General features: G+C 72.0%; 26 protein-coding genes. 11 read left to right on the top strand and 15 right to left on the bottom strand.

Annotated features, from left to right (window positions below; genetic code table 11):
* Window positions 1-77: 77 nt before the first annotated feature.
* The 9 genes from OV207_RS29770 to OV207_RS29730 form a co-directional block, all read right to left on the bottom strand.
* The gene (locus OV207_RS29770; protein WP_267558732.1) at window positions 78-1,055 is read right to left on the bottom strand and encodes a D-alanine--D-alanine ligase family protein; all 978 of its coding nucleotides are present in this window, start codon (window positions 1,053-1,055) and stop codon (window positions 78-80) included.
* 220 nt (window positions 1,056-1,275) lie between these two features.
* On the bottom strand, window positions 1,276-1,584 hold the full coding sequence (locus OV207_RS29765; RefSeq protein WP_267558439.1) for a hypothetical protein: 309 nt from the start codon (window positions 1,582-1,584) through the stop codon (window positions 1,276-1,278).
* A gap of 2 nt (window positions 1,585-1,586) precedes the next feature.
* Window positions 1,587-3,479 (bottom strand): PEGA domain-containing protein, encoded by a 1,893-nt coding sequence (locus tag OV207_RS29760; protein WP_267558438.1) that lies wholly within the window; start codon window positions 3,477-3,479, stop codon window positions 1,587-1,589.
* Between the two features lie 67 nt (window positions 3,480-3,546).
* Window positions 3,547-4,893 carry a S41 family peptidase gene (locus OV207_RS29755; protein ID WP_193349345.1) on the bottom strand — a complete coding sequence of 449 codons (1,347 nt, stop codon included), beginning with the start codon at window positions 4,891-4,893 and terminating at the stop codon, window positions 3,547-3,549.
* A gap of 53 nt (window positions 4,894-4,946) precedes the next feature.
* A complete protein-coding gene (locus tag OV207_RS29750) occupies window positions 4,947-5,837 on the bottom strand; it encodes an alpha/beta fold hydrolase (protein WP_267558437.1) in 891 nt (296 codons plus the stop codon).
* Between the two features lie 86 nt (window positions 5,838-5,923).
* Window positions 5,924-7,063, bottom strand: a complete 1,140-nt coding sequence (locus OV207_RS29745) for a murein hydrolase activator EnvC family protein (RefSeq protein ID WP_267558436.1) — start codon at window positions 7,061-7,063, stop codon at window positions 5,924-5,926.
* Window positions 7,060-7,962, bottom strand: a complete 903-nt coding sequence (locus OV207_RS29740) for a cell division protein FtsX (protein WP_193349342.1) — start codon at window positions 7,960-7,962, stop codon at window positions 7,060-7,062. Before OV207_RS29740 ends, OV207_RS29745 begins: the two co-directional genes overlap by 4 nt.
* A complete protein-coding gene (ftsE, locus tag OV207_RS29735; protein WP_193349341.1) occupies window positions 7,959-8,651 on the bottom strand; it encodes a cell division ATP-binding protein FtsE in 693 nt (230 codons plus the stop codon). Before ftsE ends, OV207_RS29740 begins: the two co-directional genes overlap by 4 nt.
* Before the next feature lie 79 nt (window positions 8,652-8,730).
* Window positions 8,731-9,297: a hypothetical protein gene (locus OV207_RS29730; protein WP_193349340.1), complete on the bottom strand. Its 567-nt coding sequence runs from the start codon at window positions 9,295-9,297 to the stop codon at window positions 8,731-8,733.
* A gap of 274 nt (window positions 9,298-9,571) precedes the next feature.
* Between OV207_RS29730 and carF the strand changes: the two genes are divergently transcribed.
* On the top strand, window positions 9,572-10,429 hold the full coding sequence (gene carF, locus OV207_RS29725; protein ID WP_193349339.1) for a plasmanylethanolamine desaturase: 858 nt from the start codon (window positions 9,572-9,574) through the stop codon (window positions 10,427-10,429).
* A 43-nt stretch (window positions 10,430-10,472) separates the two neighbouring features.
* On the opposite strand, the gene murI is transcribed toward carF, so the two are convergent.
* Both murI and OV207_RS29715 read right to left on the bottom strand, forming a co-directional pair.
* Window positions 10,473-11,288, bottom strand: coding sequence for a glutamate racemase (gene murI / locus OV207_RS29720; protein ID WP_193349338.1), 816 nt, complete (start codon window positions 11,286-11,288; stop codon window positions 10,473-10,475).
* 126 nt (window positions 11,289-11,414) lie between these two features.
* Window positions 11,415-12,431 carry a hypothetical protein gene (locus OV207_RS29715; RefSeq protein WP_267558435.1) on the bottom strand — a complete coding sequence of 339 codons (1,017 nt, stop codon included), beginning with the start codon at window positions 12,429-12,431 and terminating at the stop codon, window positions 11,415-11,417.
* A gap of 153 nt (window positions 12,432-12,584) precedes the next feature.
* Here OV207_RS29715 and OV207_RS29710 point away from each other — a divergent pair, with 153 nt between their 5' ends.
* The 8 genes from OV207_RS29710 (at window position 12,585) to OV207_RS29675 (ending at window position 20,353) form a co-directional block, all read left to right on the top strand.
* Window positions 12,585-13,298, top strand: coding sequence for a MotA/TolQ/ExbB proton channel family protein (locus OV207_RS29710; RefSeq protein ID WP_193349336.1), 714 nt, complete (start codon window positions 12,585-12,587; stop codon window positions 13,296-13,298).
* Window positions 13,299-13,316: 18 nt separating this feature from the next.
* Window positions 13,317-13,811, top strand: a complete 495-nt coding sequence (tolR, locus tag OV207_RS29705) for a protein TolR (RefSeq protein WP_193349335.1) — start codon at window positions 13,317-13,319, stop codon at window positions 13,809-13,811.
* A gap of 3 nt (window positions 13,812-13,814) precedes the next feature.
* Window positions 13,815-14,591: a TonB family protein gene (locus tag OV207_RS29700; RefSeq protein ID WP_267558434.1), complete on the top strand. Its 777-nt coding sequence runs from the start codon at window positions 13,815-13,817 to the stop codon at window positions 14,589-14,591.
* Complete coding sequence (locus tag OV207_RS29695) at window positions 14,588-15,877, top strand: DPP IV N-terminal domain-containing protein (protein WP_267558433.1); 1,290 nt, start codon at window positions 14,588-14,590, stop codon at window positions 15,875-15,877. The genes OV207_RS29700 and OV207_RS29695 overlap by 4 nt, the downstream gene beginning before the upstream one ends.
* Window positions 15,878-15,926: 49 nt before the next feature.
* Entirely contained in the window at window positions 15,927-17,114 is a 1,188-nt protein-coding gene (locus OV207_RS29690) for an aminotransferase class V-fold PLP-dependent enzyme (RefSeq protein WP_267558432.1), read from the top strand.
* A gap of 14 nt (window positions 17,115-17,128) precedes the next feature.
* A complete protein-coding gene (locus OV207_RS29685; protein WP_193349331.1) occupies window positions 17,129-18,064 on the top strand; it encodes a Ppx/GppA phosphatase family protein in 936 nt (311 codons plus the stop codon).
* Complete coding sequence (locus OV207_RS29680) at window positions 18,061-19,338, top strand: spinster family MFS transporter (RefSeq protein WP_267558430.1); 1,278 nt, start codon at window positions 18,061-18,063, stop codon at window positions 19,336-19,338. The genes OV207_RS29685 and OV207_RS29680 overlap by 4 nt, the downstream gene beginning before the upstream one ends.
* Window positions 19,339-19,432: 94 nt before the next feature.
* Window positions 19,433-20,353 carry an AraC family transcriptional regulator gene (locus OV207_RS29675; RefSeq protein WP_267558429.1) on the top strand — a complete coding sequence of 307 codons (921 nt, stop codon included), beginning with the start codon at window positions 19,433-19,435 and terminating at the stop codon, window positions 20,351-20,353.
* A gap of 15 nt (window positions 20,354-20,368) precedes the next feature.
* Here the strand turns inward: OV207_RS29675 and OV207_RS29670 are convergent, their stop codons facing one another.
* The 4 genes from OV207_RS29670 to OV207_RS29655 all read right to left on the bottom strand — a co-directional run bounded on the left by OV207_RS29670 (window position 20,369) and on the right by OV207_RS29655 (window position 24,678).
* A complete protein-coding gene (locus OV207_RS29670) occupies window positions 20,369-21,319 on the bottom strand; it encodes an NAD(P)/FAD-dependent oxidoreductase (RefSeq protein WP_267558428.1) in 951 nt (316 codons plus the stop codon).
* Window positions 21,320-21,569: 250 nt separating this feature from the next.
* Window positions 21,570-22,907 carry a lysophospholipid acyltransferase family protein gene (locus tag OV207_RS29665; RefSeq protein WP_193349327.1) on the bottom strand — a complete coding sequence of 446 codons (1,338 nt, stop codon included), beginning with the start codon at window positions 22,905-22,907 and terminating at the stop codon, window positions 21,570-21,572.
* 359 nt (window positions 22,908-23,266) lie between these two features.
* The gene (locus tag OV207_RS29660) at window positions 23,267-24,052 is read right to left on the bottom strand and encodes a hypothetical protein (RefSeq protein WP_193349326.1); all 786 of its coding nucleotides are present in this window, start codon (window positions 24,050-24,052) and stop codon (window positions 23,267-23,269) included.
* Entirely contained in the window at window positions 24,049-24,678 is a 630-nt protein-coding gene (locus OV207_RS29655; protein WP_193349325.1) for an RNA polymerase sigma factor, read from the bottom strand. Before OV207_RS29655 ends, OV207_RS29660 begins: the two co-directional genes overlap by 4 nt.
* 85 nt (window positions 24,679-24,763) lie before the next feature.
* On the opposite strand from OV207_RS29655, the gene OV207_RS29650 reads away from it, so the two are divergent.
* Window positions 24,764-26,062 carry a hypothetical protein gene (locus OV207_RS29650; protein ID WP_267558427.1) on the top strand — a complete coding sequence of 433 codons (1,299 nt, stop codon included), beginning with the start codon at window positions 24,764-24,766 and terminating at the stop codon, window positions 26,060-26,062.
* Window positions 26,059-26,808 (top strand): hypothetical protein, encoded by a 750-nt coding sequence (locus OV207_RS29645; RefSeq protein ID WP_267558426.1) that lies wholly within the window; start codon window positions 26,059-26,061, stop codon window positions 26,806-26,808. Before OV207_RS29650 ends, OV207_RS29645 begins: the two co-directional genes overlap by 4 nt.
* The last annotated feature ends 160 nt before the right edge of the window (window positions 26,809-26,968 follow it).

The following is a 26,968-nucleotide window of genomic DNA, read 5'->3' as shown; positions in this document are numbered from 1 at the left end:
CGTGTCAGGCGCGCTGGGGGGCAGGCCCCGGCCCCTTCGGGTGGAGGACCCCCAGGGTGCGCCCGGCGGCGGAGGACCTAGCGGGCGGCGCGCAGGGGCGTGGGGGGCGCGTCGGAGACGAGGGGGACCTCTTCGCGGACGTGGGACTCGTCGCGGGTGGCCCGGTCGAGGACGCCCTGCACCAGCTCCGGGAAGTCCAGGCCCGCGCGGGCGGCGATCTTGGGCAGCAGGCTGGTGGGGGTGAAGCCCGGCAGGGTGTTCACCTCCAGCACCACGTCGTTCTCCGTGTCCGAGCACAGCAGGTCCACGCGGCCGTAGCCCCGGCAGCCCAGGGCGCGGTACGCGGCGAGCGCGAGCGTCTCCACGTTGACGCGGCGGGTGTCGGACAGCCGGGGCGGCAGGAAGTACCGCGCGCCGCCCTTGTACTTGGCGTCGTAGTCGAAGCCCTCGCGCGGGAAGGCCACCTCGCAGCTGCCCAGCACGCTGTCGCCGAGGATGCCCACCGTCACCTCCTGCCCCGGGACGAAGCGCTCCACCAGGGCCTCGCCGCCGAAGCGGCACGCCTGGGCCACCGCGGGCACCAGCGCCCCGGCGTCGTGCACCACCGACAGGCCCACGGAGGAGCCGCCCTTCGCGGGCTTCACCACGCAGGGAAAGCCGCTGTCGCCGTGCAGCTCCAGCGCGCGCGCCGCGTCCGCGCGGCCCACCTTGTAGCCCCGGGGCGTGGCCAGGTTGTGGAGCTGGAAGAGCTTCTTCGCCATGGGCTTGTCCATGGCCAGCGCGGAGGCCAGCACGCCGGAGCCCGTGTAGGGCAGCTCCAGCAGCTCCAGCAGGCCCTGCACGCGGCCGTCCTCGCCCATGCGGCCGTGCAGCGCGAGGAAGGCCACGTCGAGCTCCGCGGCGCGCAGCGCCCGGTCCAGCCCGGGGCCCGCGAAGACGCGGGTGACGGTGTGCCCCAGCGTCTCCAGGGCCGCCACCACGGCCTCCCCCGTCTTGAGCGAGATCTCCCGCTCCTCACCCCACCCGCCCATCAGCACTCCCACGCGCTTGCCCATGTCGTTGATGCCTCCGTGGGAAGGCTCCAGAGCATGGATGATGCCACGCACCGGCGTGGGCTCCCGCGCGGGGACACCCCGTGCAAGCGACTGGAATGACGGGGGTTTCAGGGGTGCTGCCTGCCCGGAAGCAGCCGTGTCCGGGCGGACACGGCGTGGCCCGGTGGCCACGCGCGTGGGGGCACGTGGCGCGGGCCGGTCCACCGCCCGGCCCGGGACGTCAGCCGCCGTCGGTGAGGCCGCCGTCGGGGTCGAGGCCCGCGTCGGGATCAACGCCCGCGTCGGAGTCCGAGCCCGCGTCGGAGGTGCCGGCATCCGTGAGGACACCGGCGTCCGTCGGGCCGCCGTCGGTGGGGGTGCTGTCCCCGGAGACGCAGACCTCGTCCTTGCAGACGTAGCCCTCCAGGCACTGGCCCCGGTCGCAGGGCTGCCCTTCCGGGTCGAAGTCGACGAGCAGGCTGCAGGCGGACAACCCCAGCCCCAGCAACAGGGCCGAGGGAACGATGAGCGATGGGAGGCGAAGGCGCATGGCTAGTAGTTCCGGAGATCGTCTTCGTCGAGCTTGGGACGCTGCTTCTTCTCTTCGTCGCGCTTGCGCTTCTCCTCTTCCTCGCGCTTGCGCTTCTCCTCTTCGTCCCGCTTGCGCCTGGCTTCCTCGTCGCGCTTGCGCTGCTCCTCCTGCTCGCGCTGCTCCTTCTTGAGGCGGGCCTCCTCCTCACGCTGGCGCCGGGCCTCCGCCTCGCGCTCCTTGCGCGTCAGCTTCCTCGCGGGCGGCGCGGGGGGCGGCGTGGAGGGGGGCTCGAACGCGGGCACCGGCTCTGCGGGCGGCGCCGCGGCCGGAGGGGGCGTGGCCGGCGTCGCGGCGGGCGGCGTCGACGTGGCGTTCGCCTTCGGGGCCGGCTCGGTGCGAGCGGGCGGCGGAGGCATGGGCAGCGCCTGGTCGATGGGCTTCGCGTCGCGGGCCTGCACGTCGCGCGCGGGCGTCCGGCTGGGGGTGGCCGGGGACGCCGAACCGCTCCCGCCCTTGTTGTAGAACGCGAGGTAGCCGCCGGCGCCCGCGGACACGAGGCCCGCCAGCACGCCCACGTCCGCCACCAGCGCGTACGTCTTGCCGGTGCTCTTCAGGTCCTCCGCGCGGGTGCTGCCCTGGGGGGCCGTCTTGAACGCATCCGACTTCGAGGAGGCCTCCAGCCCGAAGTAGATGCCGCCCGCCAGCAGGGCCACGCCGGTGGCCAGCAGCACGTAGCCCACCGTGCGGCGGCTCACGCTGCCGCCCCCGGTGAAGTGCGTCGTCGGCTTGCCACCGACGCGCGCCGCGTCCTGGGCGACCAGCCCCGTGAGGAAGGACTCGGAGCCGGTGGCCATCGCGTCGCCGCGCGGCACCTGGGGCCCCATGCCGTACGCCAGGTTGTGGCCGTCCGTCACGTCCAGCCGCACGCCCGTGACGTTCAGGGGCGCGTTGCCCGGCCCGCCGCGCACCAGCAGCGCCAGCACCTGCGGCACGCCCGCGAGCGCGCCCAGTTCGCGCAGCGCCTTGTCACGCTCCTCGCCGTCCGGCTCCTTCGCGATGCGCGCCACCAGCGCGTTCATCCGCTGCTGCACGGGCAGGGGCGTGAGCGTGAAGGCCGCATCCCCTTCGCGCGCCCGCCCCTCCTGGATGGCGTAGCCCGGCGCCACCAGCGTCACGTAGTGGTCCGCGCGCGTCAGGCCGGTGAGCGTCAGCGGGGACACGCCCCGGAACGCCCCGTCCACGAATACCTGCGCGGGCACCGGCTGGGTGCGCACCGACAGCGAGGCCTCCGCGCCGTCCAGCTGCGCCTTGCGCTCCTTCTCCACGAACGCGACCGCTTCGGGTGGGAAGAAGTTCGGGTTGAACTGGGCGCGGGGGTCCACCGCCAGCACCGAGCGCATCTCCAGCTCCGCGGCCTTGTTCTCCCCGTTGGCCAACTGCGACGCGGCCTTCATCACCCGCGCGCGGCTCAGGAGCGCGAACGCGCGCGACAGGTCCGACTGCTCGTAGGCGCGCACCGCCTTGTCGAAGCTCTGGAGCGCCTTCACGGTGTCCAGTTCGTCGTAGGCCTTGGCGCCCTCCTTGTACGCGGCGTTGCCCTCCACCGCCTTCGCCTCCCGGGCGCTCGCGCCCTGGGCGTCCAGCGCGTCCGCGAGCCGCACCAGCTCCAGCCTCCCGGAGCGCGCCACGGCCTGCTCGGCCCAGTGCGCCAGCTTCAGCGCCTCGCCCTCCAGCGAGGGGTCCAACGGAATGGCCACCACCGCCACGCGCGGGCCCGCCGCCGCCGGCAGCGTGCGCGGGATGAGCCGCAGCGGTACGTGTTGCTGCGCCGCCGCCGCGGGGCCCAGGGCCAGCATTCCCACCAGCCAGCCACTGAGCGTCGCGTGCAGCGCGCGCTTGAAAGGACGTTGCATCCGGTCTCCCTCGTTGCTGTGCGCATTACACGCACTGCGCAGCGGAATGCCAGCCTCGAAAGGGGTTTCAGCGACCCGCCGTGCTCCCGGGCCCCCGGGACGCCGCTCCCGGCGCCAACCCGTGGAGGTAGTTCAGGGCCACCCGCAGCTGCGAATCCGTGAGCTTCGCCGTCACCGCCCAGTCCTTCAGGTTCGCGGGCAGTCCGCGCGGCGCGGCCGCGACCTCCGACGTCGCCTGGGACGGCTCCGCCCGGAAGTGGCGCTGCAAATCCTTCTCCCGGGGCGCGTTGGTGGCCGCCCCGCCCGGGCCCTCCTCCGGCACGAGGAAGTCCGGGGTGATGCCCTTCTCCTGGATGCTGCGGCCCTTGGGCGTGTAGTAGCGGGCGATGGTGAGCTTCAGCCCGGAGCCATCCTCCAGTTCGATGATGGTCTGCACGCTGCCCTTGCCGAAGGTCTGCGTGCCCATGATGACCCCGCGGCCGTGGTCCTGGAGCGCCCCGGCCACGATCTCCGACGCGGACGCGCTGCCCGCGTTGACCAGCACCACCAGCGGATAGTCCTTCTCCGTGTCGCGGTCGCGGCTGCGCTCCTCGGAGGCGTTGCGGCCCTCGCGCCCGCGCGTGGACACGATGGGCAGGTTGCCCGGCAGGAAGCGGTCGCTCATGGCCACCGCCTGGTCCAGCAGGCCGCCGGGGTTGTTGCGCAGGTCCAGCACCAGGCCGTCCAGCTCCCGGCCGCCGTTGAGCGCGCGCAGCCGGTCCAGCTCCTTGCGCAGGGACTGGTCCGTGCGGTCCTGGAAGTTCTTCACCTTCACGTGCCCGATGCCTTCGTAGAGCGCGCCCTCCACCGACACGATGCGGATGTGGTCGCGCAGGATGGCCAGCTCCTGGGGCGCGTTGAAGCCCGCGCGCATGAGCGTGAGCAGCACGCGGCCCCCGGCGGGCCCCCGCATCTTCTGGAGCGCGCGGCCCAGGTCCATGCCCTGCGTGCTCTCCCCGTCGATGGCGAGCAGCTCGTCCCCGGCCTTGATGCCGGCGCGGGCCGCGGGCGTGTCGTCGATGGGGGCCACCACCACCAGCCGGTCGCCCTTGCGCGCGATTTCGATGCCCAGCCCACCGAACTCGCCCGACGTGTCGATCTTCATCTCCCGGAACACCTCCGGGGGCATGAAGACGGTGTGCGGATCCAACGTGTCCAGCATCCCCTGGATGGCGCCGTGGATGAGCGTCTTGCGGTCCACCGGCTCCACGTAGTTGTTCTCCACGTAGGAGAGCACGCGCGCGAACAGCTCCAGCTGCCGGTACGCCGTCTCGTCCCTGCCGGCCGCGTCCGCCGGGGCCTTCGCGAACACGGGGGCGCCCCACAGGAGGAGCGCGGCCAGGCCCAGGCGCCACGGCGGGAGGAGACCTGTCACGGGAGCGCGTCCTTTGTGGCTGGGAGGAGGGGGCCCTGCGAGAGCCCCGGAGTCTACACCCGGTCCACCGGACGATTCTCGCCCGTCAGGCCGGCCCGGTCCGCGAAGCCCACCAGGTGGGACACGAACGCGTCCGGCCGCTCCATCTGCGGCACGTGGCCGAAGCCCTCCACCACGTGGACCTCCGCCTGGGGCGGCAGGTGCTGCCGGTACCAGGTGAGGATCTCCGGGGGCAGGAGGCGCTCGCTGCCACCCCACAGGAAGAGCACCGGCATCTTCAGGTCCCGCACCACCTGCGGCGCGATGCTGGCCTGCGTGGCGATGGCGTCCGCCGCCAGCGCCTGCACCGTGGGGTTCGAATAGAACTTGCGCATCTCCGACGCGAGCACCATCGCGGCCCAGGGCGGACGGTGGAAGAGCCGCCGCGTGAGCTCGCGCGCGTCCTCGTTCGACTTGACCTCGAACACGCTCAGGAGCGTCGTCAGGGCCTGCGGCGTCAGCTCCGCGCCCGCGGGGGCCACCAGCGCCAGCGCCTTCACCAGGGCCGGATGCTCGGCCGCCAGGTTGACGGCCATGGCCCCGCCCAGCGAGTTGCCCACCACGAGGGCGGGCTCCCCCACCACCTGCTCGCAGTAGGCGCTGAGCACGTCGAACTGGCCCTTCACGCAGGTGGGCCCGCCGCAGTACGCCCCGGAGAAGCCGTGGCCCGGCAGGTCCGGCGCCAGCACGCGCGAGAAGCGGCGCGCCAGCCCGAAGAACGTCCGCGCGAAGCCGTTGGCGGACCCGCCCAGCCCGTGCACCAGCAGCACCGGCGGGCCCTTGCCCTGCCCCTGGAGCGCGTAGTGGTGCACCGCCTGGCCCGCGACGTTCACCGTCTCCGACTGGACGCCACGCGCCACCAGCACCCGGCGCATCGCCTTCTGCATCCCCACCATCAGGTCCACGTGCGAGCCTCCTCCTGCCGCGACAGCCGTACCGCCCCCTTCTAACGCGTCCCCTTCTCCGGCGCAGCGCGTCAGAGCTGACAGAGTCAGGGCGCGGCGGCGGGGGCCAGCCACGGGGCGGGGTCCACGGCCTGCCCGGCGCGGCGCACCTCGAAGTACAGGTAGGCGCCCTTGAGGGAGCCGGTGTCACCCACCTCGGCCACCACGTCGCCCGGGGCCACGCGCGCGCCCACCTCCGTGCCGATGGTGGAGAGGTGGGCCATCAGCGTGTGGAAGTCGTCGCCGTGGTCGACGATGAGCAGGTTGCCGTAGCCGCGCAGCCAGCCCGCGTAGACGACCGTGCCTTCGGCCACCGCGTGCACCGGGGTGCCCGCCGGCACGCGGATGTCCACGCCCTTCTGCACGGTGACGGTGTTGAAGCGCGGATTCACCACGCGGCCGAAGCCCACCTCGATGATGCCCGCCACCGGCCGGGGCAGCTTCCCCTTCAGCGCGCCGAAGCCGGTGGTCGCGGGGGCCTCGTGCAGGTCCACCAGCATGCGGGTGAGCTCCGCGTCCGCGCCCTCCAGCTCGCGCACGGCGCGCTTGGCCAGCTCCGCCTCACCGGCCAGCTTCCCCACCACCTCCTCCAGCGCCTCCTGCTGCGCGCGGGCCTGCTTCGACTGTTGCTGGAGGAAGGCCACGCGCTGGGACAGCGAGGCGTGCAGCCGCTTCAGCTCCAGCGTCGCCTGGCGCTGGAGCCCCGCCACGTGCTGCACGGTGCGCAGCAGCTCCAGGTCCCCCGCCATGCTGGCCTCCACCGCGCGGGCCCGCCACACGAGCGCGGAGAAGTCCTCCGCGGACAGGAGCATCTCCAGCGGCCGGCGGCGCTGGAGCCGGTACAGGGTGCGCAGGCGCGGGGACAGGCGGCGCAGTTGGGCGCGCAGGGCCTCGCGCAGGACGGCCTCCTCGCGCTCGGCCAGCGTGACGCGGCGGCGGAACAGGCCCAGGTCCCCCTCCAGCGCGCGCACGCGGCGGCGGGAGAAGGAGGCCATGTCCTCCATCAGCTCCATGCCCTCCAGCACGGAGAGCTTCTTCGCCTCCACCAGCGCCAGCGTCGCGCGCTGCGCGGACAGCTTCTCCCGGATGGCGGCGCGCTCCGCCTCCTCGTCCTGCTGGGCCCGCGCGGAGGTCGTCGCCCCCAGCACCAGCACCAGCACCAGCACCAGCCACGCGAGCCGCCTCATACCCGGAGGAAGCGCCCCACCGCGACGAAGCTGCCGCCCAGGCCCAGGGCGCAGCCGGCCGCGAGCAGCTCCACCACGGTGCGCGTCTCCACCCACGGCGCGCTCACCCCCGGCCCCAGCAGGAAGGCGAACAGCGAGCCCAGCGTGGGCCCCAGGAGCCGGCCGAAGAGCCACAGCCCACCCAGCGCCACCAGCGCGCCCAGCAATCCCTGCAACAGGCCCTCCAGCAGGAAGGGGGCCTTCACGAAGCGGTCGGTGGCGCCCACCAGCTTCTGGATTTCAATCTCCTCGCGCCGCGAATAGATGGCGAGCTGGAGCGTGGCCGCGACGATGACGATGGTCGTCCCCAGCACCACCACCAGCGACACCAGCGCCCCGAAGCGCAGCGCCCGCGCGATGGCGGACAGCCGCTCCACCGCGGCCTCGCCGTAGTCCACGCCGGTGACGCCGGGCAGCGCGCGCAGCTCCTTCGCCAGCGCCTGGAGCGCGGCGGGGGAGCGCCGGGCCTCCGGCACGCGCAGCTCCAGCGTCGCGGGCAGCGGGTTCTCCGGCAGCTCCGACAGGGCCTCGCCCAGGTCCCCCAGCTCGCGCTTGAGCCGCTGCAGCGCCGCGTCCGGCGGCACCACCGTCACCTCGCCCTGGCTCAGCTCCACCACGCGCGAGTGCACGCCGTGCACCTCGTCCTGCCCCAGCTGCGGGGCCAGGTAGAGCGTCACCTCCACCTCCCCGCCCAGCGACGCGAGCAGGTTGTCCACCACGTGCGCCGCGCCGCGCGCCAGCCCCGCGGCGAACAGCGCGATGGCGATGGTGGAGACGGCGATGAAGTGGACGAAGGGGGCGTGCTTCAGCCCGCCCGCCGCCGAGCGCCAGAAGTAGGCCGCCTTCGACAGCACGCTCATACCACCATCCGCCGCGCCGCCTTGACGCCGTCCTCGTCGGAGACGATGAGCCCGCGCTCCAGCCGCACCGTGCGCTTCTGGTAGCGCGACAGGAGCGTGGCGTCGTGCGTGGCCACCATCACCGTGGTGCCCCGGATGTTGATGTCCGTGAGCAGGTCCATGATCTCCACCGTGAGCGCCGGGTCCAGGTTGCCGGTGGGCTCGTCCGCCAGGAGGATGGTGGGGTCGTTCACCAGCGCGCGGGCAATCACCACGCGCTGCTGCTCTCCACCCGACAGCCGCAGGGGCAGCGAGTTCGCCTTGTGCTCCAGCCCCACCCGCTTGAGCATCCGGTGCACCTTCTCGCGCGACTCCGCGCGGGGCACGCCCAGCACGTCCAGCGTGAAGCCCACGTTGTCCGCGACGCTGCGGTGGGGCAGCAGCTTGAAGTCCTGGAACACGACGCCGATGTTGCGGCGCAGGTACGGCACCGCCGACTCGCGGATGCGCGCGATGTTCTTGCCACCCACCAGGATCTGCCCCTTGGTGGCCTTCTCCCCGCAGAAGATGAGCTTGAGCAGCGTCGTCTTGCCCGCGCCCGAGGGCCCGGTGAGGAAGACGAACTCGCCCTTCTCCACGTTCAGGTTGATGTCCTGCAGCACCGGCGGATCGCCGGGATACGCCTTGTAGACGTGGAAGAACTGGATCATGACCGGGCGCGCGAGCCCGCCCAGCCTACCACGGCCCCGGAGCACGCCCCAGGAACGGGCCGCTCACGGGGACACGGCGCTACGAGGGGTCGCCCTCGCTGGCGAGGTAGCTCAGGATGACCTCGTCCAGGCTCTTCTCGGAGATGAGGTCCTCGCCGAACAGCGTCTCCACGCCCACCTCGTTGATGCGGGGCTTCTCCTTGAGGGCGCGCGCGGCGGCCACTTCAGGAGGCAGCAGGATGGGGGCGGCGACGGCGGGGGGCGGAGGCGGCGGAACCGGGCGCGGCGCGGCGATGGGCTGCAACTTCGGCGCGGCGGCGGCTTCGGCGTCCGTGGCGAGCTGGCCCGGCTGGTACGAGCGGACCGTGGACTCGTAGTTGTCGTAGACCCCGTTGATGAGGTTCCGCAGCATTTCCTTATGCTGCTCCTCCATCAGCTCGCGGACGACTTCCGCCAGGTTCTCCGCGTTGAGGATGTCCGCGTAGGACGTCTTCTTCGACGCGAGGATGTTCCCGCCCACGAACAGGTGGGTGATGATGTGAGGATTGTTGACACCAGAGTCCTCGGTCTGGACGTGGTAGACCTTCCCCTTGTGCTTGATGTTGTGGTTGAAGCCAGTGACGGCTTTTTCGAAGGTTTTCGCCATTGCCGAGGTCGGGCACCGTACCAGCGGGTTCCAGGCTTCACAAGGCAAGCGTCACGCTCCCGCGCATTGTGACGGCCGGTGCCAGCCTGCTCGCCGGTGTGCGTCTCGCACCTTGAGTGTGCGGATCCACGCTGTGCCCGGCAGGCCGGCGGACAGGGGGCCCCTTTGTTGAAAAGCCGAAACGGCCTGGGGTACGTAACCACTCCGACGTGCGCGCTATCCTCCAGGCCTTGAAGCCTTCATCAAGCCTCCTTTGAAGGGCGGGAACCCACCGATGACGAAGCCGGACAAGATCACGGACAAGGTCCGCCTCCAGGATGCCCAGGCGCTGGCGCAGGGGTACTCCCCCGCCATCCGCGCGATGGAGATCGCCTCCATCGTGTCGTTCGTCGCGCTGGAAGGCGTGCTCGCCTACAAGCTCTGGAGCACCCCCCACACCGGCCCGTGGATGCTGACGCTGGCGGTGGTGCTGGGCTACCTGGCCGCGGACTTCGTGTCCGGGTTCGTCCACTGGATGGGTGACACCTGGGGCTCCACGCAGATGCCCGTCCTGGGCAAGGCGTTCATCCGCCCCTTCCGCGAGCACCACGTCGACGAGAAGGCCATCACCCGCCACGACTTCGTGGAGACCAACGGCAACAACTGCCTGGTGTCGCTGCCGGTGGCGGCGCTCGCGGTGGCCGTGCCGCTCAACGGGCCGGGCTGGGTGTTCCTGGCCGCGTTCCTGGGCGCGATGATCTTCTGGGTGATGGCGACCAACCAGTTCCACAAGTGGTCGCACCTGGACACGCCGCCCGCGCTCATCCACTTCCTGCAGCGCGTGCACCTCATCCTGCCGCCGGACCACCACCGCATCCACCACACCGCGCCCTTCAACCAGTACTACTGCATCACCGTGGGCTGGATGAACCGGCCGCTCAGGATGATCCACTTCTTCCCGCTGATGGAGCGGCTCATCACCTGGGTCACCGGCCAGCTGCCGCGCCAGGACGACATCGGCACGGAGGCCGCGCAGGCGCTGGTCGCCGTGGACGACGCCACGCAGGTGCCCGTCCTCCAGGCAGCCAAGGAGCTGCTCAAGGCCTCCGCCGAGGAGCCCGTGCAGCCCATCTCCTCCCGCCCCACCCCGTGAGGCCCGGGCCCCGACGCCCGGGGCCCTCCAGCAGGCCGCGGGGCTAGAAGCGCAGGTCCACCTGCTCCGCGGAAGGGATGGCGCGCCCCAGGAAGCGGGCCCCCACCTCCACGAAGCGCTCCGGCACGTCGGTGACGAAGTACGCGTGCTCCGGCGCCGTGGGCGCCTCCGGCGCGAGCAGGCCCCGGGCGCCCAGCAGCTCCGCCACGGCCTCCGCGGTGGCCTCCGCCGAGTCCACCAGCGACACGTCCGGCCCCACGACCTCCGCGATGACGCCCTTGAGCAGCGGGTAGTGGGTGCAGCCCAGCACCAGCGTGTCCACGCCATCCCGCGCGAAGCCGGCCAGGTACTCGCGCGCCACCAGCAGCGGCACGTCGCCCGTGGTCCACCCTTCCTCCGCCAATGGGACAAAGAGCGGGCACGCCCGCGCCTTCACCGCCACCTGGGGGCTCCCGGCCTCCAGCGCCCGCTGGTAGGCACCCGAGCGGATGGTGCCCGGCGTCCCGATGACGCCCACGCCGCCGCCCCGCGTCTGGCGCAGCGCCGCGCGGGCGCCCGGCTCGATGACGCCCAGCACCGGCACCGGCAGCGCGGCGGACAGCGCGGGCAGCGCCGCGGCGGAGGCGGTGTTGCACGCCACCACCAGGAGCTTGATGCCGCGCTCCATCAGGAACTCCGCGTTCTTCAGCGAGTAGCGCGTCACCACCTCGCCGGACTTGGTGCCGTAGGGCACGCGCGCCGTGTCCCCCAGGTAGACCGTCCGCTCGTGGGGGAGCCGCGCCATGAGCGCCTTGAGGACCGTGAGCCCTCCGATGCCGGAGTCGAACACGCCGATGGGACCGTGGCTGTCTTGCCGCATGGAGCCTGTCCCTATCACGTTTGATGCCAACGGCCCGGCCTGGAGCCCGGGCCCCCGGAACGCACGAAGGGCCGGAAGCCCGAAGGCCTCCGACCCTTGCTCGTGCCCCTGCCTGGAGGGGGGTGCCTACCTCACGCGGAAGAGGGAGGCGTCCAGGGCTTCATTCGCCTGCGGGAAGTCGTGGGCGAAGACATCGTAGGGCGGCAGGTCCGAGCGGGACTCGTAGAAGCGGCCCCCCGTCCCCGACGCCTTGAAGGACACGAAGTAGCGGCCCGGACGGAGGAACTCGAAGACGGCCGGAGACTCGTTGCAGGAGAACCACTGCCCTTCCACGCCGTAGACCCACAGGCCCGTGTAGATGTCCTGGAAGTTGATGCCCACCTCGGTGACACCCGCCTGGCCACAGCTCAGCGAGTGCGGGTTGCCGGCCTCGTAGAACTTCCAGCCCACCGCGGCCCCGCCGATGGCGTACGTCTCCGCCGTGACGGACACCGGCGCGCCGCTCTGCGACGTGAAGGCCCCGCCGTAGTAGTAGACGGGCAGTCCGTCCACATCCAGGGCCACCACCTCCAGATAGTGCTGCCCGGGCGCCAGCGGCGGCGTGCTCACCGAGTTGCCCTCGCTGCCATCAATGCAGGGGAAGTTCGCCCACGCGCCGTCATCCACCCGGGCGTCCACGGAGACGACCCCCGCCTGGCGGCAGGTGGGATACTGGCTGCCCACCTCCGTCGGGAACAGCCAGTTGACGTAGGCGTAGGAAGAACCCTGCCCGCCGTTCGGCGCGAGGTCGATGTTCACCGACACGTCGCCGTCCACCCGGAAGGTGCCGCTGTACGTGAAGCGCGCCACGTTGTTGTAGTCCACGCCCACCGCGCTGAAGGAATACACGCCCGGCGCGAAGTCGTGGAGGATGATGCCGTCGAAGCCGTTGGCCTGGCAGGGATACTGGCCACCGTTCTCCAGCAGCTCCCCGTCGATGGTGATGTCGACGCCCCGGATGTCGCGCGCCTCGTCGCAGCGGGCCCCCGCGAAGGTCCACATCAGCCGGACGTCGCCGGGGTAGCGGGGGCTGTTGTCTTCGATGACGCAGCCGGTGGAACCAGCGCCGAGGCAGAGGAATGTGGCGAGCAGTCTCGCGTTCATGGTGGGCATCCGTGTTTCGGGAAGTTGAGGTCGTCGGCCCGTAACAACCCTCCAGACGACCGACCCGGGGAATTATTCAGTCCCGGCCAAAGCAACCGGGCTCCGACGGCGGGTTTGACCCACCCGCGAGTGGATGTTACGCGCTGAACCCCAATGATACCCCACCTGCCCCTGGCCTTTGGCGCCATGAACTACGTGGAGATCATCCGCGACGCGTCGTTCATCGAGCTCGCGGTGCTCCTGCTCCTCATGTCGGTGTCCGTGGCCTCCTGGGCCCTCATCGCCATGAAGTTCACCCAGCTGTCCCGCGCCCGCTCCCAGTCGCTCACCTTTCTCGACACGTTCTGGAAGGCGTCCCGGCTGGAGGCCATCTACCAGTCCGCCCAGAAGCTGGACGGCTCGCCGCTGTCGAAGGTGTTCTGCGCGGGCTACGAGGAGCTGAGCAAGCTGGCGCAGACGGGCAAGGAGGGCTCCGCGGAGGACGCGATGAGCGCGAAGCTGGGCGGCATCGAGAACGTGGAGCGCGCGCTCAACCGCGCGGCCACGGCGCAGATCACGGAGCTGGAGAACCGCGTGTCCTTCCTGGGCACGGTGGGCGCCGCGTCGCCGTTCGTGGGCCTGTTCGGCACGGTGATTGGCATCCTGAGCGCGTTCAACCAGATCGCCGAACAGGGCAACGCGACGCTGGCCACGGTGGCGGCGCCGGTGGGCAACGCGCTGTTCGCCACGGCGGCGGGCCTGTTCGCGGCCATCCCGGCGGTGGTCGCCTACAACTCGTTCGTCAGCCGCATCAAGGTGTTCGACACGGAGATGTCCAACTTCTCCGCGGACTTCCTCAACATCATCAAGCGGCACTTCTTCCGCTAGGCACAAGGGGACACACCCATGGGCATGGGCGGCGGAAAAGGCGGCGGTGGCCGCACCACCATGAGCGAGATCAACGTCACGCCCATGGTGGACGTGATGCTGGTGCTGCTCATCATCTTCATGGTCACCGCGCCCCTCATCCAGCAGGGCGTGAAGGTGAACCTCCCGGAGACCAAGGCCACCCCGGTGGAGGCGACGGAGAAGAAGGTCGTCCTCTCCATCGACGCGGGCAAGAAGGTCTACATCGGTGACGCGGAGGTCCCCCTGGAGGAGCTGGAGACGAAGCTGGCCGCCAACGCCAAGGCGCAGGCGGACAAGGAGGTCTACCTGCACGCGGACCGGGACGTGCCCTACGGCGTGGTGGTGGAGGTGATGGCCGCCGCCCAGCGCGCGGGCATCAAGAACGTGGGGATGATCACGGACCCTTCCACCGGCGGCAAGGCGTCCAACCCCGGGAACAAGACGCCCACGGCCGGCGGCGCCAAGGGCAAGTCAAAGGAAGCGAAGCGCTAGCGCATGGACTCCGCGGTGACCCACAGCCTGCTGGTGGCACGGCCCTCGAAGCTGTCGCGCTTCGTCGTCTTCTCCGTGGGCGGCCACCTCGCGGTGCTGGTGGCGGGCATGCTCTACGCGCGCTTCACGTCCACGCCGAAGATGGACCTGGACCAGAAGCCCATCAACGCGTCGCTCGTGCGCCTGGGCAAGCCCCGCGACCCGAAGCTGCTGCCCCGCAAGGAGCAGGCCCAGCCTCCGCCCAAGGAGGTCGCCGCGAAGCCCGTGCCCACGCCGCCCTCGCAGGAGCCGGTGCCCGCGCCCTCCCCCAACGCGGTGGCGGTGCCCGGCGCGAAGCCCGCCCCCGCCCCCACGCCCCAGAAGGGCGAGGTGAACGCGGAGGACCGGCGCAAGAAGCTCTTCGGCGCGTTCGACAAGTCGGCGAAGCCCAGCGAGCCGGAGGAGCTGGAGGGCGCGGAGGACGGCGACCCGGACGGCGACTCCGCGGTGCAGGAGGGCGAGCGGTACTACGGCCTCCTCAAGTCCCAGGTGCGCCGGCACTACAACGTCGCGGACACCATCCCCGACGCGGAGCGCCTGTACCTGAAGGCGCAGGTGGCCATGCGGCTGGGCCGCGCCGGCGAGGTGCTGGACGTGAGCCTGGCCAAGGCCAGTGGCAACGAACTGTTCGACTCGGCGGTCGTGGCCGCCGTGCGCAAGGCGTCTCCCTTCTCCCCTCCCCCCGATGCCCTTCGCGACGCGCTCCAGAAGAACGGCGTCGTCCTGGTGTTCAGCCCATGAAAGCCCTCCTGCTGTCGCTCCTCCTCGTGCCCGCGCTGGTGCTGGCGCAGGCGCCCGTCATTGAAATCTCCGGCGCGAACTTCCGTCCGCTGCCGCTCGCGTCGCCCGCGCCCTCGGTGCAGGACGGCGGCGACAAGAAGACGGCGGGCGCGTTCGACACCGCCTTCACGTACGACCTCACCGCCTCCGGCATCTTCCAGGTGTTGGACCGCGCCGGCTTCACCGCCGACGCGAAGGAAGGCATGACGGCGGCCAGCATCAACTTCAGCCGCTGGGCGGACGTGGGCGCGGAGTCGCTGGTGAAGGTGTCGCTCGCGCAGGATGGCGGCAGCTTGCGCGGGGAGATGCGCCTGTTCAACGTGGCCACCGGCCACGAGGACCTGAAGGTCGCGAAGGACGCGCCGGCCAACGAGCCCCGGAAGCTGGCGCACGCGCTGGCGGACGCGCTCTACCGGCACTTCACCCGCGAGGCGAGCCCCTTCCTGTCGCGCATCACCTACGTGCGCAAGGCGGGCGCCAACCGCGACGTGTACGTGGCGGACTGGGACGGCATGGGCGCGCAGGCGCTCACCAGGGGCGGCACGCACATCCTCCCCACGCTCAGCCCGGCAGGCCAGGTGGCCTACACGTCCTACCGGAAGAACCGGCCGGACATCTACGTGCAGTCCCCCGGCGGTGAGGCGAAGGCGGTGGTGACGGACGGGCAGATGGCCACGGGCGTCGCCTTCTCGCCGGACGGCAGGCGCATCGCGTACGCGCTGGCCGAGGGTGAGAGCGCGCAGATCCACGTCGCCGCCGCGGACGGCTCCGGCGCGAAGGCCATCACCGACACGCCCTACGGCCTCAACACCAGCCCCACGTGGTCGCCGGACGGCAAGCGCATCGCGTTCGTGTCCAACCGGGGTGGCAGCCCCCAAGTCTACGTGATGGGCGCGGACGGCTCCGGCGTGAAGCGGCTCACCTTCCAGGGCAACTACAACCAGACGCCGGACTGGTCGCCGCGCGGGGACCTCATCGCCTTCACCGCGCGCGACGAGCGCAACGCGTTCGACCTGTTCACCGTCCACGTGGAGACGGGCAAGGTGACGCGCCTGACGCAGGACCAGGGCAGCAACGAGGAGCCGACCTTCTCCCCCAACGGCCGGCTCATCATGTTCAGCACCAACCGCAACGGCGGCGCGCACCTGTGGGTGATGACCGCCGAGGGCAACAACCAGCTGCCGCTCCCCATGGAGAAGGGCCACTGGCTGACGCCCGACTGGGGCAACGCCCCGGCCGCGAAGTAGGCCTCACGGCCCGTTGACAGGGGGGACGCGCCGGGGTGCATTGCGCCTCATGAGCGCTCCCCTCAGCTCCCACTGGGGCCTGGACCCCCAGGTCGTCTTCCTCAACCACGGCTCGTTCGGGGCCTGCCCCACGGCGGTGCTCCAGCACCAGTCGGAGCTGCGGGCCCGCCTGGAGGCGGAGCCCGTGCGCTTCCTGGGGCGTGAGGTGGAGCCGCTCCTGGATGAGGCCCGCGCCGCGCTCGCGGCCTTCGTGGGCGCGGACGCGGACGATTTGGCGTTCATGCCCAACGCCACCACGGGCGTGAACACCGTGCTGCGCAACCTGCGCTTCCAGCCCGGCGACGAGCTGCTCACCACCGACAACGAATACAACGCGTCGAAGAACGCGCTCGACGCGGCCTGCGCCGCGATGGGCGCGAAGGTGGTGGTGGCGAAGCTGCCCTGGCCGGTGCCCTCCGCCGACGCCGTCGTGGACGCGGTGATGGCCCAGGTGACGCCGCGCACGCGGCTGCTGCTCGTCGACCACATCACCAGCCAGACGGCCCTGGTGATGCCGCTCGCGGAGCTGGTGCGCGCCTTGCGCGAGCGCGGGGTGGAGACGCTGGTGGACGGGGCCCACGGGCCGGGCATGGTGCCGCTGGCGCTCCAGGAGCTGGGCGCGGCGTACTACACCGGCAATTGCCACAAGTGGCTGTGCGCGCCCAAGGGCGCCGCGTTCCTCTACGTCCGCAGGGACTTGCAGCCGGGCATGAAGCCGCTGGTGGTGAGCCACGGGCACAACTCGCCGCGCACGGACCGCTCGCGCTTCCGGCTGGAGTTCGACTGGACGGGCACGCACGACCCCACGCCCTTCCTGTGCATCCCCACCGCACTGCGCGTCGTGGGCGGGCTGGTGCCGGGCGGGTGGCCGGAGGTGATGGCCTCCAACCGGGAGAAGGCGCTGGCCGCCCGGCGACGGCTGAATGCCCGGCTGAAGCAGGACACGCTGCTGTGCCCGGACGCGATGGTGGGCAGCATGGTGTGCGTGGCCCTGCCGGACGGCGCCCCGGAGCGGCCCGAGCCCCCGCTCTACCTGGACCCCCTCCACGTGCGCCTGTTCGAGGAGCACCGCGTGGAGGTCCCCGTCACCCCCTGGCCGAAGGCGCCCCGGCGTCACCTGCGGCTGTCCGCGCAGCTCTACAACACGCCGGCGGACTACGAGGCCCTGGGGGATGCTTTGGAAGCGCTGCTGCGTTGAGTAGTGTGCGCCGCATGCCGCGCTTCGCATCCATCGATATCGGGACCAACTCCGTGCTGCTGCTGGTCGCGGATCGCCAGCCGGACGGGCGCTTCCAGGCCGTGGTGGAGCGCGCTGAAATCACCCGGCTGGGCCGGGGCGTGGACACCCACCGCGTGCTGTCCCCGGACGGCATGGAGGCCACGCTGGCCACGCTGGTCGCCTTCGCGGACGAGGCCCGCGCCCTGGGCGCCGAGGGCATCGCGGTGTCCGCCACCAGCGCCGCGCGCGATGCGAAGAACGGCGCGGACTTCATCGCCGCCGCGAAGGCCCGCGCGGGCGTGACGGTGGAGATCATCCCCGGTGAGATGGAGGCCCAGCTGTCCTTCGCCGCGGTGGCCGCGGACTTCGCGGGCGACGCCGCGGGACCGCTGGTCGTCGTCGACATCGGCGGCGGCTCCACGGAGTTCATCTACGGCAACGACGCCGGCACCGTGGCCTTCCGCCACAGCTTCGACGTGGGCGCCGTGCGCCTCACCGAGCGCTTCGTGCGCACGGATCCGCTGTCCTCCGACGAGCGCGGCGCCATCGAAGCGCACCTGCGCGACACCTTCTCCGCCCTGCCCCCGCCGCCCCCGGCCGCGATGCTGGTGGGCGTGGCCGGCACGGTGACGACGCTGTACGCCGTGGAGCACGCGATGGCGACCTACGACGCGGAGCGGGTCCACGGCGGCACGCTGTCGCGGGGCCAGCTGGACGCGCTCACCGACCGGCTGTGCGCCCTGCCCCTGGAGGCCCGGCGCGCGCTGCCCGGCATCCAGCCCAAGCGCGCGGACGTCATCCCCGCGGGCGCGCTCATCCTGCGCGAAGCGGTGAAGGCCCTGGGCCTGGACGCGTGCCGCGTGAGTGACCGCGGCCTGCGCTGGGGCCTGCTGGTCCACCGCTTCGGCTCCGCGCCCTCCTCCTCATGAACGCCTCTTCCCCCGCCGCTCCGTCCAGCGCGCCCGCCACGCAGTCCGTGCGCGCGGGCTATGCGCTGTTCATCCTGACCCTCATCAACCTGGTCAACTACCTCGACCGGTACATCATCGCCGTCGCGCTGCCGGAGATTCAGCGGGACTTCGGCATCAACGACGCGCAGTCGGGCCTGCTGGGCACCGTCTTCATCGTCGTGTTCATGCTGGCGTCTCCGCTGGGCGGCTTCCTGGGAGACCGGGTGCCGCGCCGGTTGCTGGTGGCGGGCGGCGTGCTCCTGTGGAGCCTGGCCACCGGGGCCAGCGGCCTTGCGTCCACGTTCACGGCGCTGCTGCTGGCGCGCGCGGTGATTGGCATTGGCGAGGCGGGCTACGGGGCCGTGGCGCCGTCCATCATCTCCGACCTGTACCCGCGCGAGCAGCGCACGCGGATGCTGTCGTACTTCTACATCGCCATCCCGGTGGGCTCCGCCATGGGCTACGGCCTGGGCGGGTGGCTGACGCAGTCGTATTCGTGGCACGTGGCCTTCTTCGCGGGCGGCGTGCCGGGGCTGGTGCTGGGCGCCATGGCCTTCTTCATGCCGGAGCCCCAGCGCGGCGCCATGGACGGGCCGGACGCGGCGGTGAAGCTGCCCTTCATGGAGGGCCTCAGGGGCCTGGGCCGCAACGCCGCCTTCTGGGCGACGACGGCGGGCTACACGCTGATGACGTTCTCCATTGGCGGGCTCGCGTTCTGGATGCCCACGTACCTGGTGCGCGAGCGGCAACTGTGGCTGGAGCACCCCGGCCGCGTGGGCCTCGTCTTCGGCGCCATCACCGCGGTGGCGGGCCTCGCCGGCACCGTGGCGGGCGGCTGGCTGGGCGACAAGATGGACCGCAAGCGCGCGGGCGGTGGCCTGTGGCTGTCCGGCATCGGGTTGCTGCTCGCGGCGCCGTGCATGTACCTGGCGGTGAACCTGCAGGACACGACGCTCACGTTCGCGGCCATTGGCGTGGCGCAGTTCCTCATCTTCCTCAACAGCGGCCCCATCAACGCGGCCATCGTCAACTGCGTGCCGCCCGCGTTCCGCGCCTTCGCCATGGGCCTGAACGTGCTGTGCATCCACATGCTGGGCGACGCCATCTCCCCCACGCTCATCGGGCAGATCGCCGACATGGCCAGCCTCCACACGGCCATCGCCATCAACTCGGTGCCGGTGCTGCTGGGCGGACTGGCGCTCCTGCTGGGCGCGAAGCTGTTCCGGGAGGCCGTGCCGCAGGCCCGCGCCTGACGCGGAGAAACCCCCGGGCCCGGAATGCATCCGAGCCCGGGCCGGTTGTGCGGGGAGCTTCGCTGCTCGCCAGGGAAGGAAGCGGAGGCGTTTCGTGGCTGCCGAACATCTGCCGCATGAGGGCCCGGGGCCCCTGTTCGTGGGCAATGGGCGCGTCCAGGGCTCCCGTTCGCGTCCGGCCAGCCATGCGCACGCCACCCTCGCCTTCTACACGGAGGGGCAGGCCACCATCGAGCAGCGCACCCACCTGACGCTGACGCCGGGGGACGTGCTGCTCATCCCCGCCGGGGAGAAGCACCGGATGGTGGAGTCCTCGGGGGCGGAGCTCCTGGGCCTGGGGTTCCACCCGGCCGCCTTCGCGCTGACGGAGGTGGGGCCGCTGCTGGAGCCCTTCGAGCGCGTGCGCCAGGGCGCCTCCGCCGTCGTGCCCATTCCCTCCGGCAGGCAGGAGCACCTGCTCCGGCTGATGTCGGAGATTGGCGAGGAGACGCGCGCACCCGCCAGTCCCCTGAGGGAGCAGGTGGTGCGGAGCCTGTTCTCGCTCGTGCTCGTGGAGGTGGCCCGCTCCGGCGCGTGGACGCCCGCGGAGTCGCGCACGTCGTGGGTGGGCGAAGCGCTGACGTTCATTGAACGGCACTGCCTGGAGCCCATCTCGCTGCGCGAGGTGGCCGCCGCCGTGGGCCGTTCGCCCGCGCACGTGACGACCGCGCTCAAGCAGGCCACGGGGCACAGCGCGGTGGAGTGGATCATCTCCGGCCGACTCGCGGAGGCACGGCGCAGGCTGCTGTCCTCCGACGAGCGCATCGACATCATCGCGGAGCGCGTGGGCTACGCGGACCCCACGCACTTCATCCGCCTGTTCCGGCGCGCGGAGGGCCTCACGCCCGCAGCGTGGCGAAAGCAGCACCACTCCACCGGAGTGACGGACGACAAGGTCTCCGTCCTTGCGCCACGGCGGCATGACGCGCGCTGCGCCTCCGCACCGGACACCCGGGCCTCCCTCATCCTGCTCTGACGGTGGGGCCGCTGTTCAATGCGGCTTCTGCCTCGCCGGAGGCGGCCTCCCCGTCGCGGCCGTGTAGCTGCGGTCCGCGTCCTCCATGGCGAGGCCGTGGTTCAGCATGGCCCCGGCGACGGCGCCCGCGCTGGCCGCCATGACGGCCGCCTGCAGGCGCGTCGTGGTGTCCCCCGCCGCGAAGATGCCCGGCATGGACGTCTCTCCCACCCCGTTCACCTTCACGTAGCCCTGCTCATCCAGCGCGAGCCCCAGCCGCGTGACGAGCTCCGGTTGGCGCTGCGGCGGGGCGGAGAACAAAATCCGTCGGGGCACGCGCGTCCCATCCTCCAGCTCCACTTCCGCGAGCCGGCCGTCCTTGCCGTGGAGCGCGCGGATCTTCCGCTCCTCCAGGCGCATGCCCAGGTGCAGCAGTCGCTCGCGCTGCTCGGGCGGCACCGTGAAGGAGCCGTGGGTGAAGACGGTCACGTCGCGGGACCAGCCCTGCACGACGATGGCGTAGTCCAGGTACGCGGGCTCCGTGGCCAGCACCCCGAAGGCTTCGTCCTGGACCTCCCAGCCGTGGCAGAACGGGCACTGGAAGATGCTGGGCCCCCACAGCTCCTTGTAGCCGGGGATGTCCAACATGACGTCCACCATGCCCACCGCCACCAGGATGCGCCGGGCCTCCACCGTGGTGCCGTCCCCCAGCGCCACGCGGAAGCCTCCGCCGTGCGGCTCCACCGACCCCACCCGCGTGTCCCGCACCTCCACGTTCTTGTAGTGCTGGAGCTGCTCGCGGCTGATGCGGCGGAACTCCGGGGGCGGGATGCCGTCGCGTGAACCGTAGCCGTGCATGTGCGTCGCGGCCGCGTTGCGCGGCGTGCCCGCGTCACAGAGCAGCACCGCGCGGCGCGCGCGTCCCAGGTACAGCGCGGCGTTGAGCCCCGCGGGGCCCCCACCCACAATCACGACGTCGTAAGCCATGGCCGTCCTCCGCTGCGTTGGGGATGACCCCTCCGGGAGCCGCGTGCCCGCGCACCCACCGACCCGCGCCTGCGCGCCCAGGAGCGCCGCGCCCTGAAGCAGGCGGCGGCGCGTGAGCAGAAGGCAGGTCGTCGTCCGGAGCAGTCATCCGTCGTTGATTCCAGGAAGGAACCTAACGACCGGCCCGCCCCACCAGGAGGGCGGGGCTTTCGACGGCATCGGCGGATCTTCCGGCCCGCCGCGCAGGTGCCTACTTCGTCACGGAGGAGGGAGCGGGCGACTGGAGCTGCGGCCGGTACGCCTCCGCCAGCCGCTCCACCTCGCCCGCCAGCCGCTCGCCCTCCGCCAGCAGCCGGGCCCGCAGCCGCTGCCGGTTGCCCAGCGTGAAGAACATCCCCAGGTCGTGGCGGATGCCGTCCCAGCGCTCCGCGAAGTACAGCGTGAAGAGCGCCAGCGGCGGCACCAGCACGAACGTCGTCAGCCCCCACGTCCACCCGCCCCACAGCGCCGCGGCGCCGGTGAGCAGCGCCCACCACACCGCCGACAGCACCAGCGCGGTGAGGAACTTCACCGTGGCCTGCACATCCAGCTCCGCGCTCTTCGCCGCCATGCGGGGCACCGGGTACGGCAGTCCGAACAGCAGGAGCCCCGCCGCGAACAGCGGCAGCCCGAACACCAGCGTCAGCAGCGTCTTCACCACGAAGGGCGCCACGTTGCCGGCCCGGTACCGCACCGACAGCTCCTCCGGCCGCGTCACCTGCACCAGCGCCATCCGGTGGCGGAACGAGGACAGGTGCAGCCGCAGGCGCTCATAGCGCTCCGGCTCCTGCGTGCGGAACAGCCTCACCCCACGCGCCCACAGGCGCAGCCGCTCCGCGTCCAGCGCGCCCCCCTGGCGGAAGGCGTAGAGCTGCTCCGCCACCCGCACCACCGGCAGGTCCTCCCACTGCTCCAGGTTCAGCGTCACCGCGCGCAGCCCCTCCGCCACCCGCTCCGTCAGCGCGCGCACCGACTCCTGCTCCGTCGCCACCTGCGCGTCCGCCGGCAGGAAGGCCGTCACGTCGATGGGCGCCCCCTGGTCGATGAGCACCTCGCTGCGAAAGACGTTCTTCTCCGCGTAGGTGAGCCCCACCGGGACGATGCGCACCGCGGCGCCCTCGCGCGCGGCGTTGAGCGCGATGCGCGCCGCGCCCGTCTTCAGCTCCGCGAGCTCCGGCTCCGAGTGGCTCTTGCCCTCCGGGAAGAGCGTGATGGCGCGCCCCTTCACGAGCGCCCCCTTCGCCGCGTCCAGGGTGCCCTCGTTGCGCCCCATCTGCGCCGGGTCGTCCTGCTTGCGGTACACCGGCAGCGCGTCCAGGCCCTTGAGCAGCCAGCCGATGACGGGCAGCTTGAACAGCGGCGCCTTGGCCAGGAACGTCACCTTGCGCGGCGTGAGGATGAACACCAGCGCCGGGTCGATGAGCCCGTTCGGATGGTTGCCCACGAAGAGCACCGGCCCGGAGGGCGCCTCCGCCGGGGCATTCACCTTCACCCGGTAGAAGAGCCGCAGGGCCAGCGCCACCACCACCCGTACACACGCGTAGAACACGGCGCGGACTGTATACCGGCACCCCACCCCGCGGCCGCCCCGGCTCCAGACACTGTCATCGCCGGGAGGTCGCCAGGCCCCGGATTCCTGCCCTCCCGAAGAATCCGGCGGGGCGGCGATCCACGCCAGGCGCCTCGCGACACCTCATTCCAGGACGCGTCCCGGATGCCGCGCCCGTCATCACGAACCCCATCGCCGGAGCCTGGCGTGAACGGCCCGAGGACGTCCTCGACGCGCCAGGCGAGCCACCGGCACTGAAGGAAGTGGACCGCCGCGCTGCGTCCGTCGTTTCGGACCCCACAAAGGCGCGGCAGTTCCCGCCCCTCCCCTGTGTTCGCACGGGGGAGGGGTTGTTCGTTTCAGGGGGCCACGGGCGTGAGCGTCACCAGCGTGTCCGCGACCGTGCGGCCCTGCGCATCGGTGAAGTTCGCGCGCACCAGCACGGGGCCCGTCAGCCACCCGCCCTGCACCGGCGTGCTGAACGGCAGCGGGACGTCCACGCCTGCGGCGACTTCGGAGGCGGCGCCTTCGCGGGGGAAGAAGTGCAGCGCCTCCCCCGTCACGGACGTCCCGTCCAGCGACAGGCGCACGCGCTCCGGCGCGGTGTAGCTGAACTGCACCGCGTGGCCCTCCGCGCACGCCAGCGTCCCGCCCGGCCGGGCCTCCGCCAGCACCGTGCCCGCGGGCGCGATGCAGAAGGCCCGCACGCCCCAGGCCCCCACCCCGGGCTCAGCCGAGCGCGCCTGCCACTCCGGCGCGGTGGGCTCCGCCCGCTGGAGCGAAGGCACCACGACGACCAGGGCCACGGAGGCCGCCACGACGCCCAGCGACAGGGGCACGAACCAGGGGGCCGTGAACCACCGGCGCGGGGACTCCACCACCGCCGGCCGGGGCGCGGGGCTGGCGGCCTTCGCCATCCGCGTCCACAGCGCCTGCTCCAGCAGCGCGCTCCTCGCCTGGGGCAGGGCGCGCTGCTCCAGCGCGGACTCCACGCGCGACAGCCGGTCGTAGGTGTCCTGGCATGAAGGGCACGTCGCCAGGTGCTCGCGCAGCCGTTCGAAGCCGGCGGCGTCCAGCCCCTGGGAGCCCTCCTGGAAGAGGGCGCTCATCGCCTGCTTCGCCCGACGGTCGTCACAGTCGCTCATCGTGCACCCCGCCGCCTGAAGAAGCTCCAGCCCTGCGTCTCCAGGTCCTCCAGGTACCCCTTCGACTGGAGGAACCCGAGCAGCCTGGACTTCAACCCGAACTCCCGCCGCCGCACCTGGATGCGCGTGAGCCCCAGCGCCGTGGCGGCGTCTTCCTGGGCCACGCCTTCGCCAAAGCGCAGCTCGAACAGCCGGTGTTCCTCACGCGACAGTCCATCCTTGAACACCGCGAGCAGCGTCTCCACCTCGCGGTCCTCCAGCACCTCCGCCAGCCCGCCGTCCTCCTCCGACGCCTCGGTGAGCCCCTCGAAGGGCGCGTCCCGGCCCACCCACTCGCGCTCGCGCGACTGTTCCAGGAGGACATTGCGCGCGATGCCCATCAGGAAGTGGGCATAGGGGCGCGTGCCGTTGTAGGCCGCGCGCGTCCGGGGCTCGAAGGCGCGGGCGAAGGTCTCCAGCAAGGTGTTCTCCAGCTCCATCGCGTTCTTCAAGCGGGTGAAGGCCCCCCGCCATGCGGCGGCCTTGAGCAGGCGGGCGAGCGGTTCGGCGTGCGCGCGATACACGTCCGCCAGCACGTCCGGGGTGCCTTCGCGAAAACGGCGCAGCGTGTCGTCATCCCACTCCATCCCTCAGGGGCTTACCGCGACCGTCGCGGTCCCGTCATCCGCATGTTGTCGCGAGCGGACCCGAGTGGATTGTCGGACGTTCTCCATGGCATCCTTTCCTGCGGCGCACCGCGCCATCCCCTCCATGCGAACGCCCCCCCACAGGACGCTGGCCCTGGGTGTGCTCCTCCTGGTGGGAACCGCCGCGAGCGCCGCCCCCGAGCAGGTCCACTACGCCCTCATCGTCGCCAGCAACACGGGCACGGAGAAGGGCCAGGCCCCGCTGCGCTATGCGGACGACGACGGCGCCCGGTACTACGAGCTGTTCGCGCCCCGCTCGCGCGAGGTGGTCCTGCTGAGCGTGCTGGACGCCGACACCCAGGCCCTGCACCCGGGGCTCGCCGCGAAGACGCGGCCCCCCACGCACGCCGCGCTGGACGACGCGCTCGCCCGGCTGAACGGCCGCATGGCCCAGGACCGGGCCCGGGGACAGGTGCCGGTGCTGTCCTTCGTCTTCGTGGGCCACGGCAAGCGCGGCGCCGCGGGCGAGGGCGCGGTGAGCCTGCTGGACGGGCCCCTGACGCGCACGGCGCTGTTCTCGCGGGTGCTCACCCCCAGCAAGGCGTCCTTCATCCAGCTCATCGTCGACGCGTGCGACTCCTACTTCTTCGTGCACTCGCGCGGCGCGCTGCCGGTGGGCCCCGCCTATGCGGAGGCGGTGAAGGGCCTGCTGGGCGGACGCGAGCTGGAGCGCTTCCCGCAGGTGGGCGTGGTGCTGTCCACGTCGTCGGAGCAGGAGAGCCACGAGTGGAGCGCCATCCGCTCCGGCATCTTCAGCCACATGGTGCGCTCGGCGCTGTCGGGCGCGGGGGACGTCAACGGGGATGGCCGGGTGGACTACCCGGAGCTGCGCGCCTTCGTGGCGGCCGCCAGCCAGGGCCTGGACGACGTTCGCGGGCAGCCGCGCGTGTACATCCAGCCGCCCGCGCTGGACCGCGCCTTCGCGCTGACGGACCAGGGGAAGGCCGCGGCGCTGGGCTACCTGCTCGTGCCCACGGGCCTGGAGGGCCGGCTGTGGGTGGAGGACTCGCGCGGCATCCGCCAGGTGGAGTTGCACAAGGAGCGCGAGCGGCCGCTGGTGCTGTCGCTGCCGGTGGGCCGGGGCTACCACCTGCGGGGCCCGGGGAAGGAGGCGGCCTTCACCCTCACCCACGCCGCGCAGGTGGTGGACGCGGGCGGCCTGCCCTGGCGCGAGTCCACCGTGGCGGCCCGGGGTGCCGTGGAGGACGCGTTCCGGGACAAGCTCTTCTCGGTGCCCTTCGGCCAGCGCTTCTACCGGGGCTACATGGCCAGCTTCGGGCTCACGCCGCCGTCGGAAGAAGCCGACGCGGCCCTGGCGCCATGAGCGTGTCCGCCGCGTCACTGTTGTTGCTGCTCGCGCGGGGGGCGCTGCCCTGCGACGCGGACACGCGCGTGGTGCTCATGCCCTTCGAGCGCGTGGCGCTGAGCTCCGCGGACGCCCGAGCGCTGGAGGACGCCACGCGAAGAGCGGTGTCCGCCCTGCCCGACGCGTGCCTGGAGTCGCGCGAGGACACGGCGGAGCGGCTGCGCGGGTCGGGCACGTCGCTGTCCGCGTGTGGCAACACGGAGTGCCGGAACGCGCAGGCCGCGTCGCTGGGCGCGCGCAGGCTCGTGCGCGGCGTCGCGCTGGGCGTGGGGGGGCGGCGCAGCGTGTCGCTCACCGTGACGGATGCGCGCGGCCCGGAGACGCGAGCGCACTTCGAGGCGCCGGCCACGACCCCGGGCGAGGCGGAGGCCCGGGCGACGCAGGCGCTCCAGCAGGTCTGGGCTCCGCTGGGGACCGCGAAGGCGGCGCCGCGCGGCTCGCGCCTGCTGCCCAAGGTGTTGCTGGGCGCGGGCGGCGTGGCGCTCGCGGTGGGCGTGGGCTTCGGACTCGCGGCCCGGGGCACGGAGTCGCGCGTGTCGAAGAACGGTGGTGAGTGCGCCGAGTCCGGTGAGGGCTTCACGGACTGCTTCGCCTCCCGGCTCCAGGACGGCCGGAGGCAGGCGCGTACGTCCAACGTGCTGCTGGGCGTGAGCGCGCTGCTCGGCGTCAGCGGCGCGCTGTCCCTGGTCTGGGAGCTGCCATGAGGATGCGGTGGGGCACGGTCCATCCGTCCGCCGTGTCACCAGGAAGGGGCAGGCCGCCTTTCGTGAGGGAGCGCGTTTCATCCAGCGGGGAGTGGCCATGAGGACGCAACAGCGCACAGCGCGTTCGTACGCCGTGTCGTCGGGCCCCGGCGTCGTGCCG

It is taken from the genome of Corallococcus sp. BB11-1 (assembly GCF_026626625.1).
In the GTDB taxonomy this organism is placed as follows: domain Bacteria; phylum Myxococcota; class Myxococcia; order Myxococcales; family Myxococcaceae; genus Corallococcus; species Corallococcus soli.
Note: the sequence above shows the minus strand (reverse complement) of the source record. Positions and strands in the feature narration are given on the sequence as shown.

What these genes read in the sequence shown, in the direction of transcription:
- ftsE (WP_193349341.1), bottom strand. Translation starts at nt 8,651, where the DNA reads ATGATCCAGTTCTTCCACGTCTACAAGGCGTATCCCGGCGATCCGCCG.
- OV207_RS29710 (WP_193349336.1), top strand. Translation starts at nt 12,585, where the DNA reads ATGATACCCCACCTGCCCCTGGCCTTTGGCGCCATGAACTACGTGGAG.
- OV207_RS29745 (WP_267558436.1), bottom strand. Translation starts at nt 7,063, where the DNA reads ATGAGGCGGCTCGCGTGGCTGGTGCTGGTGCTGGTGCTGGTGCTGGGG.
- OV207_RS29655 (WP_193349325.1), bottom strand. Translation starts at nt 24,678, where the DNA reads ATGGAGTGGGATGACGACACGCTGCGCCGTTTTCGCGAAGGCACCCCG.
- OV207_RS29765 (WP_267558439.1), bottom strand. Translation starts at nt 1,584, where the DNA reads ATGCGCCTTCGCCTCCCATCGCTCATCGTTCCCTCGGCCCTGTTGCTG.
- OV207_RS29690 (WP_267558432.1), top strand. Translation starts at nt 15,927, where the DNA reads ATGAGCGCTCCCCTCAGCTCCCACTGGGGCCTGGACCCCCAGGTCGTC.
- OV207_RS29770 (WP_267558732.1), bottom strand. Translation starts at nt 1,055, where the DNA reads ATGGGCAAGCGCGTGGGAGTGCTGATGGGCGGGTGGGGTGAGGAGCGG.
- tolR (WP_193349335.1), top strand. Translation starts at nt 13,317, where the DNA reads ATGGGCATGGGCGGCGGAAAAGGCGGCGGTGGCCGCACCACCATGAGC.
- OV207_RS29650 (WP_267558427.1), top strand. Translation starts at nt 24,764, where the DNA reads ATGGCATCCTTTCCTGCGGCGCACCGCGCCATCCCCTCCATGCGAACG.
- murI (WP_193349338.1), bottom strand. Translation starts at nt 11,288, where the DNA reads ATGCGGCAAGACAGCCACGGTCCCATCGGCGTGTTCGACTCCGGCATC.
- OV207_RS29685 (WP_193349331.1), top strand. Translation starts at nt 17,129, where the DNA reads ATGCCGCGCTTCGCATCCATCGATATCGGGACCAACTCCGTGCTGCTG.
- OV207_RS29760 (WP_267558438.1), bottom strand. Translation starts at nt 3,479, where the DNA reads ATGCAACGTCCTTTCAAGCGCGCGCTGCACGCGACGCTCAGTGGCTGG.
- OV207_RS29680 (WP_267558430.1), top strand. Translation starts at nt 18,061, where the DNA reads ATGAACGCCTCTTCCCCCGCCGCTCCGTCCAGCGCGCCCGCCACGCAG.
- OV207_RS29715 (WP_267558435.1), bottom strand. Translation starts at nt 12,431, where the DNA reads ATGAACGCGAGACTGCTCGCCACATTCCTCTGCCTCGGCGCTGGTTCC.
- OV207_RS29660 (WP_193349326.1), bottom strand. Translation starts at nt 24,052, where the DNA reads ATGAGCGACTGTGACGACCGTCGGGCGAAGCAGGCGATGAGCGCCCTC.
- OV207_RS29700 (WP_267558434.1), top strand. Translation starts at nt 13,815, where the DNA reads ATGGACTCCGCGGTGACCCACAGCCTGCTGGTGGCACGGCCCTCGAAG.
- OV207_RS29730 (WP_193349340.1), bottom strand. Translation starts at nt 9,297, where the DNA reads ATGGCGAAAACCTTCGAAAAAGCCGTCACTGGCTTCAACCACAACATC.
- carF (WP_193349339.1), top strand. Translation starts at nt 9,572, where the DNA reads ATGACGAAGCCGGACAAGATCACGGACAAGGTCCGCCTCCAGGATGCC.
- OV207_RS29645 (WP_267558426.1), top strand. Translation starts at nt 26,059, where the DNA reads ATGAGCGTGTCCGCCGCGTCACTGTTGTTGCTGCTCGCGCGGGGGGCG.
- OV207_RS29670 (WP_267558428.1), bottom strand. Translation starts at nt 21,319, where the DNA reads ATGGCTTACGACGTCGTGATTGTGGGTGGGGGCCCCGCGGGGCTCAAC.
- OV207_RS29695 (WP_267558433.1), top strand. Translation starts at nt 14,588, where the DNA reads ATGAAAGCCCTCCTGCTGTCGCTCCTCCTCGTGCCCGCGCTGGTGCTG.
- OV207_RS29740 (WP_193349342.1), bottom strand. Translation starts at nt 7,962, where the DNA reads ATGAGCGTGCTGTCGAAGGCGGCCTACTTCTGGCGCTCGGCGGCGGGC.